Source organism: Paenibacillus sp. GbtcB18, assembly GCF_019091125.1.
Taxonomy (GTDB): Bacteria; Bacillota; Bacilli; order Paenibacillales; family NBRC-103111; genus Paenibacillus_F; species Paenibacillus_F chitinolyticus.
Map to the genome: position 1 here is coordinate 370,654 of NZ_JAGXJX010000001.1, position 13,002 is coordinate 383,655.

Below are 13,002 nucleotides of genomic sequence, written 5' to 3' on the forward strand. Positions count from 1 at the left end.
ATGTTTTATGGTGAAAGAAAGCAGGGGAGAGCGCTCCTTCCAGGGATTCAACTACGTGCTGCTGACGGTGGTGGCGATCTGTATGATCCTGCCGATCGTCCACGTACTGGCGAAGTCGTTCAGCAGCGAGCTGGCGCTTAACCAGGGCAGAGTATCCGTTTTCCCGGTGGAGTTTACCCTCTCCAACTTCGCGTTCGTGCTAAGCGACAGCTCCGTGTGGCAGGGCTTTCTCGTTTCCGTGTTCGTGACGGTCGTCGGCACGCTCATTAACTTGATCGCAACGACCTCGCTGGCGTATCCGCTGTCTCGTCCGGAGTATATCGGGCGCCGGTATTTGCTGCTTATGGTGCTCGTGACGTTTATTTTCAGCGCACCGCTGATTCCGAACTATCTGCTGATCAAAAATCTGGGGCTGCTGGACACGGTCTGGTCGCTCATGATTCCCGGCATGATCAGCGCCTATAATTTGTTTATCATGCGCTCGTTCTTCTCCGGCCTGCCCGGCGAGCTTGTCGATTCCGGCAGGATTGACGGCTGCGGCGAAATGCGGCTGATCTGGAGCATCGTGCTGCCACTGTCGAAGCCGGTTATGGCGACGATGGGCTTGTTCTACGCGGTGGCCCACTGGAATTCGTACTCCAATGCCTTGTATTATATCAATAACCGGAATCTGTTTCCGCTGCAGGTCAGGCTTAGAGAAATCGTGATTACGGACAATTTCGGCGAGATGACGTCCACCTTCGAGAATACGCTGAATATTTCGCCCGAAGGCATCAAAATGGCCGTAATCGTTGTGGCGACCGTGCCGATCCTGCTGATCTATCCTTTTTTGCAGAAATACTTCATTAAAGGTATGCTTATCGGGTCGATTAAATCATAAAAGAACACAATGCCAAAATAAGAATCCCAATACCCGTAAAAATCTCCAGCCTTTATCATGAAAATGTACCAGGGTCTCATCACGAGGAAGAGAATGAAAGGAAGGGTTCTTGATGAAAAAAGGTTGGGGTGTACTTCTCGCGGCAGTTCTCACTACCGGGACGCTTGCGGGCTGCAATTCCAAGGAACCGGCAAAAGAAAGCGCGGCGGGCGCGGGTCCCGTTAAATTCTCCGTCTCCTTCTCTACGGGGGGCAACGCCTATCTGGAATCCGCATCGGATATCAACAAAGACAAATGGGTGCTGGAGCTGGAAAAACGCACAAACACAGACCTGGATTTGAAACCGCTTTCTCACAAGGAATTCGATCAGAAAATGAGCCTGATGTTCGCAGGCAACGACATCCCGGATGTTGTCAGTAACTTGCGCGGCGGACCGACAACGTCCTCCATGTCCGGGTCGGTGGAAGCCGGCGTATTCATGCCGCTCGATGATCTGCTCAAGGAAAACGCGCCGAATCTGATGAAGCTCGTTCCGAAGGAAGCCTGGGAGGAAACGTCGTACGACGGCAAAATTTACGGCATCCCCGGCTGGCTGACCAACCCGTCGAGACGGGCGACCTTCATCCGGACGGATCTGCTGGAGAAAGCGAATCTGAAGCAGCCTGTCACCGTCGAGGAATATTTGGACGTTTTGCGGGCTTTCAAGAAGATGGGCGTCGAAAACCCGTACCAGATCCGCGAGCAGTTCAAATATGCGGACACGTTCCTGGGCGCTTACGATGTCATGCCGTATCAGTTCGAGCTGATGAACGGCGAAGTCGTCCCGAAATTTTTCGATGTGGAAAATATGACGAAAGCTCTTCAAACTTACAAAACGATGTATGAGGAAGGACTCATTCCGAAAGATTTTGCAACCGTTTCCCAAACCGACTACAACAAAAATATCGCGGCAGGCAAATCCGGCATCTGGTCGGCGAACGGAGAGGCCCTGCTGAGTTTCCGGGGAAAGATCAAAGACGCGGTGAAAGACGGCAAAGTCGATATCGTCGCATCTCCCAAAGGTCCCGAAGGAAAGGGCGGACACGGAGTGTACGGGTATATTTCCACGGCGAAGTATATCAACAGCAAAGTGGATAAGGAGAAAGCCAAGAAGATCATCCGATTCTTCGACTGGATGAGCACGGAAGAAGCCGAAGAGTTCTTTACCTTCGGGATCGAAGGCGACACGTATACGAAGGAGAACGGCAAAATCAACTACAAGCAGCCGAAGACGAAGGAAGAAATCGACGAGGCGAACTACCGCCAGACGACGCTCTGGATGGTTCACGACCTGACCTACAACAAGAAGCTCTCCGAATTGACGGAGGACGGCAAGGATATGGTAAAAGCGTTCGATAACGTGCTGTCCAAGGAAGGCGTAGGCGGCATTACGTTTACGACGAGTCTGACCTCCTTTACGAAATACCCGGATCTGGCTTCCGGCGGGGATACGGGTCCCAAATTCATTCTGGATCAGATGATACAGATGATTTACGGCAAACGTCCGATCTCCGACTGGCCCAAAGTGATTGAAGAGTACAAAGCCAAGGGAGGCAAAGAAATCATTAAGGAAGCTACGGAACGGTACAACAAGAAAGAAGGCGTGGTTGACCGCGCCCGTTAAACAAAGCTAAACTAAAGCTGGAATGAAAGCGTTTTAATTCCGGCTACCCAAAAGGTTCGCCTCCCTTGCAGACGTTATCGGGGAGGCCCCCTTTTTTTGCAAAAACACATACTTCGGGACGGGGAGCTGTTACCATGCATTTGTTAATCGTCGACGATGAGCCGATTATTCGCAAAGGCCTCGTAAAAATGGCGGAGCTTTATCCGTTCGAATTCGCGGGCATTCATACCGCCGCTAACGGCGCGGCCGCACTCGAAATCATCCGGGAGCACGAAATCGATCTGGTGTTTACCGATATCCGGATGCCGAAGATGGACGGGCTGGAGCTGTGCCGGATCATTCACGAGCAATACAGTCACATTCCGTGTATCGTGATTTCGGGTTTCGGCGATTTCTCCTACGCCCAGAAATGCTTGTTCTACGGGGTGAAGCATTATTTGCTGAAGCCGGTGACAGCGCCGGATCTTCATGAGGTTCTGGCCGATTTTATGAAAAACCGGGTCAAAGGGTTCGTGGCGTTATCGGATTGCGTGGACGTGATCGAACAGATGGAACAACTGGTCTGGAATCTTGAAGAGGACAGGCTGCGAACGCTCATCGGGGAGTGGAAGCAGAACTGTCTGACCAGCGGAATGAACTTGCTCCAGCTCCGGCAGCTCATCAAGGAATGCATGGGGCTGCTTCTGAAGAGGCTTCAAGCCAGGGGCCTTCCGGTCAAGAACGAATGGGAAGACAAGCGGTGCGTATCCAAGGATCAGCTCTTCGAGGAAATGCAGACCCGGCTGGGGGACATCATGGAGAAGCTGCTTCAACAGCGCAGCGGCACGTACAAAAACCTGCTCGACGAAGTGAAGACGTATATAGACACGCATCTGGCGGAGGAAATAACGCTCGACGAGGTGGCCGAGATGGCCGGCTTTACTCCGACCTATTTCAGCTCCATGTTCAAGAAAATGACCAATGAAACGTTTGTGAAATACCGCATCAAGAAACGCATGGAGAAGGCGCAGCAGCTTCTGGCGATCCCCCATATCCGCATCGTCGATGTGGCCGCCAAAGTCGGGTACGAAGACTATCCGCATTTTACGAAAATGTTCAAGAAAACGACCGGCTATTCCCCTTCGGAATACCGGCAGCAGTTGGGGATTAAATGATTAAATGGAACCTTTCGCGCAAAATTTTTCTCTACTTGCTCTCGATAATCTTGATCACCTTGACCTCTGTCGGGATCTTTACGTATAAAAAGGCGTCCGATGAGCTGGATAAGCAAAACCGGCTTCATATGAACCAGATTTTAACCAATGCGCTCCATCATACGGATGTATATGTGAAAAGCTACGACCGGCTGACGATTTCGCTGCTGACGAACCGGGACATCAAAAAATTCGTCGATCTTCCTCCGGTTCCCGAGCCCTACGACTATTACAAGTTCTGGAGCACGATCCGGGAAACGGCGCTGCAGCCGATCTTTATCCGTAACCCGGAGATTGTGTCCATGTACGCCATAAGCTTTGCGGGCAACGGCATCTACGGCTACAGCAACGATCAGGCCGAGGGAACTTACCCCCGGGAACAGACGCTGGGCCAACTGGAGCGGCTGAAGAGCGTCACGGAACCGGACGGAACGCTGAGCATTACGACGGACAGCATTGTTCCGGCCATGAACGGGAACGTAATCCGGCTGTCCCGGCAGATCAAAGGGCTGCAGTCGGCGGAATACAAAGGAATTCTGGCCGTCGAAATCCGTTCGAACGATCTTTCCATGCTTTGGAAAGGGATCGATTTGGGCGAAGGCGGCTACTTCTTCATCGTCAACGACAAAGGCGAGATGATTTATCAGCCTACGAAGGACGGAATCGGCCCGAAGACGCTGCCGGAGCTGCTGCCCCGGATTATCCATTCCGGGGAGACCGTATCCTTTGAGCATAAAGGGCCGGGCGGGGAGGAGCGGCTTTACATGAGCCGCAAGTCATCTTACTCCGGCTGGAATCTCGTCGTTTCGATGCCCCTGAGCGAGCTGAAAAAGCCGGTGACGGCCATCCGCACGACGACGATTCTCATCGGCTTGTTTACACTGGCTATCGCGGTCGCGCTCGCGTACCGGTTCGGCCGCTCGATCACCCGGCCGATTCTTGTGCTCATCCAGGGCATGCGGCAGACCGAGCAGGGCAAGTGGTCCACGGTGCCGCTGCCGAACCGGCGGGACGAGATCACGGAGCTTATGCAGCGCTATAACCTGATGGTAGGGCGCTTGTCGGAGCTCGTGGAGCAGGTCTACGAAGGTGAACTCAAGCAGCAGAAAACCCAGCTTGAACGCCAGCAGGCCGAATTTCAGGCGCTTCAGCTGCAAATCAATCCTCATTTCCTTTACAACACGCTGGAAACGATCGTGTGTTATGCCGTCGTGCAGGATTCCGAGGAAATTTCGGAAATCGTCAAATCCATGGCCTATATGCTGCGCTATTCGGTTCAGACGAACCTGGAGGAAATTACCGTCGCCAACGAGCTGAATCATGTACTGAACTACATGATTATTTTGAAGCACCGGCACGAACGGGAATTCGAGCTGGACGTTGCGGTTCCGCCCCAGTTTCTGCTTAAGAAAATGGTGCGGCTTACCCTGCAGCCGCTGATCGAGAATGTGTTCCAGCATGCTTTTCCCGATGGTCTGGAAGATCATCACTGGATCCGGATTGATGCCGGAGAAGAAAGCGGGAGGTTTTGGATCTCGGTGGAGGACAACGGGACCGGGATGACCCGGGAGACGCTGGAGAACCTTCAGTCCAAGCTGAAAACACAGCAGTTGACGGATGCTTCCGCTGCGGCAGGAATGGAAGAAAGCGGACGGGGCGGGATCGGTGTGCTGAACGTGCACCGGCGGATACAGCTCGTATTCGGAGCGGAATTCGGCCTTCGTGTCGAAAGCGAACCGGGCATCGGGACGAAGATGACGATGATCATGCCGGTTTCAAAGCCTGCCAACGGAGGTCCTGAAGAAGGCCGTGGCGAATTGGCGGAGTTCCGAAGCACCGGGCGCCCCGAACCTTGGGACAAAGAAGGGACCGGAAGAACGGAGTAAAAGGTAGAATCGGAGCGTGTAGAACGAAAGATGCAGGCGGAACATGAAGAGCTGCAGATAAAGAATGGCAAATGAAACATAAAGTACGAAACATGAAGTACGAAACATGAAGTACGAAACATGAACATTGCGTGACACCACGTGAAACAAATAGGTGAGCGTCACACAAACAGTTAAATTACAAAACAGGCGGGCGTCTCGTAATTCGGTTACGGCCCGGGGAACCTGTAGAGGAGGCAGGCCATGACCGCTAACAAACTCTGGTATACTAGGCCCGCCCAAGCGTGGACCGAAGCGCTGCCCGTGGGGAACGGAAGGCTGGGCGCCATGATTTACGGCCGCGTGGAGGAAGAAGTGATCTCGCTTAACGAGGAAAGCTTGTGGTACGGGGGGGCCAAAGACCGTACGAATCCGGAGGCCGCCGCCGCTCTTCCGGAAGTGAGAAGGCTGCTCATGGAGGGCCGCGTGACCGAGGCGCAGGAGCTGGCGCACATGGGGCTGACTCCGATTCCGAAATATGCCGGCCCGTTTCAGCCGCTGGGGGATCTACGCATCTGGTTCGCGGAGCATGAACCGGATGCGGGGACTTACCGCCGGGAGCTGGACCTGGCGTCGGGCCTGTGCCGCGTCGAGTATGCGTGGCGAGACGCAGGCTGCACCAGGGAGCTGTTCGCAAGCGCCTCGGCGGGGGTGTTGGCCTGCCGCCTCACAACCGATCACCCGGAAGGACTGAACTTCCGGTTTCATCTGGGGCGGCGTCCCTTCGACGAAGGAGCGGCGCCCGACGGCCCGGATGCGGTGCTCATGCAGGGGCGCTGCGGCCCGGACGGCGTCCGCTATGCCGCGCTTGCGAGCGTGAGCGCCGAAGGCGGCGCGGTCCGCACGATCGGCGACTTCGTCCATGTGGCGGGAGCCGCCGAAGCGACGATCTATGTCGCCGCGCAGACGAGCTTCCGCCACGGGAATCCCGCGGCCGTTTGCCGGCGGCAGGTCGAGGAGGCCCGGCGAAAGGGCTACGAAGCGGTCAAAGCGGAGCACGGGGCCGACTATATGCCCCTGTTTGCGCGAATGAGCCTGGAGCTCGGTACGCCGGACGCGGATATCCGGCTTCTTCCCACGGACGCGCGGCTTGATCGCATCCGCGAAGGCGGGGAAGACCCGGAGCTTCTTGCGCTGTTTTTTCAATACGGACGCTATCTGCTCCTGGCCAGTTCACGGCCGGGTTCGCTGCCGGCGAACCTGCAGGGAATCTGGAACAACGATTACCAGCCTCCGTGGGAGTGCAATTACACGCTGAACATTAACCTGCAGATGAACTATTGGCCTGCGGAAGTATGCAATCTGAAGGAATGTCATGAACCCTTGTTCGACTTTGTCGACAGGCTCGTCGCAAACGGAAGGGAGACCGCCCGGAAGCTTTACGGGTGCAGGGGGTTCGTGGTGCATCACAATTCGAACTTGTGGGCGGAAAGCGGCATCAACGGGATGCTTCCGAGGGCGGCTGTCTGGCCGATGGGCGGGGTGTGGCTCGCGCTTCATTTGTGGGAGCATTACCGGTTCGGCGGGGAACGGCGCTTTCTTGCCCATCGGGCGTATCCCGTCATGAAGGAAGCCGCGCAGTTCCTGCTCGATTATATGACGGAGGACGGCGAGGGCGGACTGCTCACGGGCCCTTCCGTATCGCCGGAGAACAAATATGTGCTTCCCGGCGGCAAAATCGGCTATCTGTGCATGGCTCCCGCCATGGACATCCAGCTTGTGCGCACGCTTTTCGGGGCCGTCCGCGAAGCGGCGGGCGTGCTGGCGCGTGAGCTGGATGCGAGGGGCGCGGAGCGGTCGGAACCGGGCTGCCTGGACGGCGGCGTCGACGGCGCGGCAGCCTTCGATGGGCCACCGGCGGGTCTGGCGCCTTACGCCGGCGAACGCGAAGCGCCGGGCGCCGCTCAGCCGGAGCCGCCCCCTTCAGGCGGCGCTGACGGCCCGACCGTCTCCGCGGAGGCCAGAGTCACCGGCGACAAAGCCCGCTGCGGCGGACATGCCGCCGCCCGCGAAGACGCCGTCCCGCCGGGCGAAGCCGAGTGGCTGGAGCGGCTGTCGGCGGCGGAGTCCCGTCTGCCGCAGCCTGCGACGGGCAGCCACGGGCAACTGCTCGAGTGGCTTGGCGACGAAGAGGAGGCGGACCCGGGCCACCGGCATATCTCGCACCTGTTCGGCTTGTTTCCGGGCGAGCTTATTTCCCCGGTTCGGACGCCGGCCTTAGCCGAAGCGGCCAGGGTATCGCTGGAGCGGCGGCTGGCGTGTGGCAGCGGCCATACCGGCTGGAGCCGCGTGTGGATCGCGCACTACTGGGCAAGGCTGAGGGATGGGGATGAAGCTCATCGCCACCTGACAGCTCTGCTTCGCCATGCGGCCGATCCGAACTTGTTTACGGAGCATCCGCCGTTTCAGATCGACGGGAACCTGGGAGGGACGTCCGCGGCAGCCGAAATGCTGCTCCAGTCCCAGGAAGGGATGCTGGATCTGCTGCCCGCACTGCCATCGGCCTGGCCGAGCGGCCGCGTCAAAGGGCTGCGCGCCCGAGGGGGGTATGAGGCGGATTTGAAGTGGGAACGAGGCCTGTTGACCGCAGGACGTGTTGCCACTTCTGTGGCCGGGACCTTGCGTATCGGGTACAAGTTGCCGTTTACCGTTTACCATGACGGCAAGAAAGCAGCGGGTAAAAGCCGGTTTTCCGAGTCTTGCGGACTTTATGTGACGGACGTCGAACATGAAGCTCATACGGTTGTGGAGATCCGGCTTTGAACGCGGAAGATGCAGCCGAGAATTAGACGATAAAAAGGCTCTTCTCCCAGGGAGAAGAGCCTTTTTCTTATTTTTTAACCGCTTGTTTCAAGCTTTCCCATTCGTCCAGGTCGTGATGCAGCTCGGAGGCGGGAACCTTCTTCGGTGCAGGTACTTGTCCTTTTTGGAAGAGATATTGCATCATGACAGTCATTTCGCCGAATTGTCCACCCAATACTTCCTGCACTTGGCGGGCCAGCATAGGGTCCGGCCGGTCTACTTTTACCTCGAACTGCAATTCTTTCTGATGACGGAACATAGGTTAACTTCCTCCTTCGATTTCAGATGCCTGAAGAAAATAAAATGAACTTGTAGTCGGTTCCCGACTGTTCATTACCCGTTCGGTCCGAGCTAAAACATAAAAACGGATTTTGCTCGGGCAATAAATCTACGGCGGTTTCCGGAATCCGACACATTTCTTTGGATGTTCCGGCAGACGGACCAACAATTTGCACATCGCTTCACATGATTTCGGAGCTTTGGAGAAAACTATCCGGGAAGGAAAGACCATGCTCAACGGAGAGGTAAAACAGAAAGAAGCGAAGCGAGGTGAAAAACGAAATGATTACGTGGATACGAAGCTTTTTCTTACTGCTGGCCGCCGGGGGAATCTTGCTTCGTCCCGAATCGGCTTATGGATTTTCGGCGGCCGGGGATGCCGGGAACGTTGTACTTTCCGTACAGACGTCGCCGGATGCGGCTTACCGGAGCGAAACCGGGGTTACGCTGAGCGTACGTAAACTTTTCGGCCAAAGCTTACGTAGAAAGGCGGAATCCTTCCCGTATACGGATACGTTGATGAAGGTGAGGGAAACAGGAGGAGAACGCATCTACCCGGTCAGCGCCATGGGAGAGCTCTACGATTCATCGGGGCACGAAGTGATCCGGCCGGGCGAGTCGCTTAGAGGGGAACTTGTGAAACAAATCGCGCTTCTTCGCCGCAAGCATTACGGAGAGCTCATTTCCTGGAACGACGCGCAGAAAGCCGTCCCCCGTCAGGCCAAATTCGAGGTACTCGATCTGGAAACGGGACTTGCGTTCCGGGTTCAACGCAGAGCGGGACGGCAGCATGCGGACGTTCAGCCGCTTACGAAGAAGGATACGGCGGTTATGAAGTCGATCTACGGGGGCAAATGGAGCTGGAACCGCAGGGCCGTTCTCGTCCGTTACGACGGGCACAGTTATGCCGCTTCCATGAACGGAATGCCCCATGGGGGAGACGGCATCCCGGAGAACGGGTTCAGCGGGCATTCCTGCATCCATTTTGCGGGCAGCACGACCCATAAATCCCGGTCCAAGGACACCGCTCACCAGTTTATGGCTCACAGAGCCGCAGGTATGGCGGGCAGCTTCGTCGGGAAGGCTTCGCCCCAGGAGCTGGCCGATCTGGTTATCACGGCTTTGGACCAGCACGATGACGCGATGCTGGAGCTTCTCGGCCACCCGCATAACCGGGATCGGTTGGAAGAGCTGAAGAAAGACAGCCGGTCTTTCGTATCCGTACGCAGATTGACGGAATGGAAGCCGGAAGAAGCACGTAAAGCGGAAGAGGAGTATGTTTTTGAACTTCCGGTTGAACTTGCCTTCGAAGAAGAGGGGAAACGTCCGCGCAAAGCGATTTGCCGTTTCGTTTTCACCCGGGCTTCTTTGTACGATCCATGGGAGCTGACACAGTTCGAATATCCGGAGCCCGACCGTCCGGGTAGGCGTACCGAAGACGGAAGGAACAGTCGGCAAAAAAAATAAATGCGGGCGCGGGGATCAACATGAACAAAGGACAAACGCTTTTGAAGATAAAGGGAGTCGCGCTGACCGCTGTATGCCTGCTGAATGTTCTGCTGCCGGGAAATGCCGCGGCAGAACGTGTAACGTTACCGGCAGACGTGACGGAACCCGCGATTCCCATCGTTGCGGACCGGGGGCCTTTCTCGATCGAGGTATACCCTCTGCGGCACAAGCTTGTCGTATTCAAAGACAAGAAACATTATAAAACCTACCCGGTCGCGGTCGGAAACTTGGAAACGCCTACGCCTGTCGGCGAGTATCAGGTGATTTATAAAGGCAAGAACTGGGGACCTTCTTTCGGACCGCGCTGGCTGGGCCTGAATGTTCCGTGGGGAGCGTACGGCATCCATGGAACGAACAAGCCTCATTCCATCGGCCAGCATTTGAGCCATGGCTGCATCAGAATGAGAAATCGCGACGTGGAGGAGCTTTACGACCTCATTCCTATCGGCACCAAGGTGACGATTGCGGGGCACGTTCTGGGCGATCCCGGCCATGAACCGAGAAAGCTGGCCCAGGGAGATATCGGGGCGGATGTCCAGCTCATTCAGAACCGGCTGAAAAGCGCAGGCTATTACAGCGGTGTCTGCAACGGGAAGTTTCTGGCTTCGACGGCCGAAGCTATTCGGAAATTCCAGCGGGACAACGGGCTGAGAGCGGATGGCGTCGTGTCCAAAAGCGTCTATGAGAAGCTCGGTCTGATGGAATAAAAAAAGAAACCTCCAAACCCGTCGGGATTGGAGGTTTAGTTTCTTCTCGTGCGGGTGGGAAGGGAATCATGGATTAGGAATCACCCGACTTCCTGGCCGTCTCCTTCGTCCATAAAATGGCGGAGCTCCCGCAGCCGGATCGTAAACCGGAATTCCGTCCCCACACTCCGGCCGGGAACGGCCCAAATCCGGCCCTGCATGAGCGTAACGAGCTTGCGGCAGATGGCGAGCCCCAGGCCCGTTCCCTCATATTTACGGTTCGACGCCCCGTCCAACTGGGTGAAAGGCTGGAACAGCCGGTCCAGCTTGCTGCAGTCGATACCGATACCGGTATCGGTGACGGCGAATTCGAGGAGGCATCCCTCATCGCCGCGTTCCGAGAGCCGGACTTCAAGAGAGATAAGGCCTTGATCCGTAAATTTAACGGCGTTGCCGATCAGGTTGACGAGAATCTGGCGGACACGGCCGTAATCGCCGACGAGAGTTTCCGGCACGGCGGGGTCTATGGACGTGTCCATGGCGAGCTCTTTGTTGCGGATAATAATCGCAAAGAAATCAAAGCATTCCCGGATAAGCTCGCGAAGCTGAAACGGCTCCTGGTGAAGCGAAATGCGTCCGGCTTCCATTTTGGACAGCTCCAGAATGTCGTTGATGACCCTTAGGAGAGCTTGCGAGCTTTTGGCCTGAAGCGCCAGCAGTTCCTGATCGTCCGGGGACTCCGCAGACTCCGACAGGAGTTGGTTGATTCCGATAATGCCGGTCAGCGGCGTCCGAATCTCGTGGCTCATCGTGTCGAGGAACTCGCTTTTCGTTTTGACAGCGCTTTCAGCTAAATCCTTGGCTTTCCGCAGTTCTTGTTCGACCACGATCCTGTCGGTGATATCTTTGGATACGAAATAGACGAGCAGTTGCCGGTTGTGTTCGAGCGGAAAAACCGAGGTGCGGTGATATTTTCGCGCTCCCTGCTTCGTGCGGATGGACACTTCGATTTTCGAAGGCTTTCCTCGGGCCGCCTCCGCGAGGGCAGTCATGACTTTCAATTTTTCTTCCCGGGAATAAAGAAGATCGTGCAGGGAGAGGAGCATAAGCTCCGCTTGCGTGTAGCCCGTGTTGGCATACACGGACGGGTTCGCGCTGACGATCATTTTTTTGACGGGATCCATGCAGATGACAAGATCGGGACTATGCTCGAACAGAGCGGTATATCTCTGCTCGTTGAACCGTAAGGCGGTAAGCACGTTCTGCCGGTCGCGGTACAGGACGAGCACAACCCAGAAAAGCACGCAGAAGGTCGTACAACCGACAAGAACCGTCAGCAGCGTGTTGCCTATAATCGAGCTGCTAGTAAGAGAAAGCTCGCGGTCGGACGGCGTAAAAGAAGCCCCCGCCATCGCCGTGTAATGCATACCGGCAATGAGGCCCCCGACCAGCAGGCTGCCTCCGGTTTTCCAAGGCGAAAGCAGGTTGTAAGCAGGCAGTCCGCGTGCGTGGATCGCCAGTGCGAGCATAAGGTACGAGGCGAGCAGGGCCAGCGCGATCGATACGATCAGACTGCCGGGCGTCTGGTGATACACGGCCGGTATTTTCATGGCAAGCATGCCGGAGAAATGCATGGAAACGAAGGCGAGCCCCGCCAGCAGGCCGACGGCTGTGAAAAATCGTTTTCCAAGCTTCCGGTCCGGGGCCAGGATTAGCAGCGACAAGAAAACCGCGAGAATGGGCAGCATTAAAGAGACGGCGAGCAAAGGCAGATGATAATGGACTTCGAAAGGGAACTTCAAGGCCAGCATGCCCAAGAAGTGCATGGACCAGACGCCCAGCCCCGTTACGACAGCGGTCAGCAGCATTTTACGGAAAGAGCGGTCGCCGCGCAGCAGGCGGTCTGCCATGTCCAGCGCGGTACAGGAGGTCGTCATGGACATCAGAATCGAGAGAATGACCAGCAGCGCATCATAATTCCCAGCTTCATGTTGCATTATCATATCTCCTATAACTAATATTCCTGTACTTCCCATAGTAAAGGATGCAAGGGTGGGAAGTCTAC

8 protein-coding genes and 1 pseudogene are annotated in these 13,002 nt (G+C 56.0%); 7 read left to right on the forward strand and 2 right to left on the reverse strand.

The window, feature by feature from the left end; all coding sequences use genetic code 11:
- The first annotated feature begins 7 nt into the window (after positions 1 to 7).
- The 5 genes from KVT34_RS01835 to KVT34_RS01855 all read left to right on the forward strand — a co-directional run bounded on the left by KVT34_RS01835 (position 8) and on the right by KVT34_RS01855 (position 8,424).
- Positions 8 to 880 carry a carbohydrate ABC transporter permease gene (locus KVT34_RS01835; RefSeq protein WP_217556375.1) on the forward strand — a complete coding sequence of 291 codons (873 nt, stop codon included), beginning with the start codon at positions 8 to 10 and terminating at the stop codon, positions 878 to 880.
- A gap of 112 nt (positions 881 to 992) precedes the next feature.
- Complete coding sequence (locus tag KVT34_RS01840) at positions 993 to 2,543, forward strand: extracellular solute-binding protein (RefSeq protein WP_217556376.1); 1,551 nt, start codon at positions 993 to 995, stop codon at positions 2,541 to 2,543.
- A 134-nt stretch (positions 2,544 to 2,677) separates the two neighbouring features.
- Positions 2,678 to 3,697: a response regulator transcription factor gene (locus tag KVT34_RS01845; protein ID WP_217556377.1), complete on the forward strand. Its 1,020-nt coding sequence runs from the start codon at positions 2,678 to 2,680 to the stop codon at positions 3,695 to 3,697.
- Positions 3,694 to 5,622: a cache domain-containing sensor histidine kinase gene (locus tag KVT34_RS01850; protein WP_217556378.1), complete on the forward strand. Its 1,929-nt coding sequence runs from the start codon at positions 3,694 to 3,696 to the stop codon at positions 5,620 to 5,622. Before KVT34_RS01845 ends, KVT34_RS01850 begins: the two co-directional genes overlap by 4 nt.
- A 243-nt stretch (positions 5,623 to 5,865) precedes the next feature.
- Complete coding sequence (locus KVT34_RS01855; RefSeq protein ID WP_217556379.1) at positions 5,866 to 8,424, forward strand: glycoside hydrolase family 95 protein; 2,559 nt, start codon at positions 5,866 to 5,868, stop codon at positions 8,422 to 8,424.
- Between the two features lie 136 nt (positions 8,425 to 8,560).
- Here KVT34_RS01855 and KVT34_RS32315 read toward each other — a convergent pair.
- Positions 8,561 to 8,722 (reverse strand): annotated as a pseudogene (locus KVT34_RS32315) (manganese catalase family protein); the annotation flags it as partial.
- 302 nt (positions 8,723 to 9,024) lie between these two features.
- Here KVT34_RS32315 and KVT34_RS01865 point away from each other — a divergent pair.
- Both KVT34_RS01865 and KVT34_RS01870 read left to right on the forward strand, forming a co-directional pair.
- Positions 9,025 to 10,209 (forward strand): hypothetical protein, encoded by a 1,185-nt coding sequence (locus KVT34_RS01865; protein ID WP_217556380.1) that lies wholly within the window; start codon positions 9,025 to 9,027, stop codon positions 10,207 to 10,209.
- A 20-nt stretch (positions 10,210 to 10,229) separates the two neighbouring features.
- A complete protein-coding gene (locus KVT34_RS01870; RefSeq protein ID WP_217556381.1) occupies positions 10,230 to 10,958 on the forward strand; it encodes a L,D-transpeptidase family protein in 729 nt (242 codons plus the stop codon).
- A gap of 80 nt (positions 10,959 to 11,038) precedes the next feature.
- On the opposite strand, the gene KVT34_RS01875 is transcribed toward KVT34_RS01870, so the two are convergent.
- On the reverse strand, positions 11,039 to 12,934 hold the full coding sequence (locus tag KVT34_RS01875) for an MHYT domain-containing protein (RefSeq protein ID WP_217556383.1): 1,896 nt from the start codon (positions 12,932 to 12,934) through the stop codon (positions 11,039 to 11,041).
- Positions 12,935 to 13,002 lie beyond the last annotated feature (68 nt).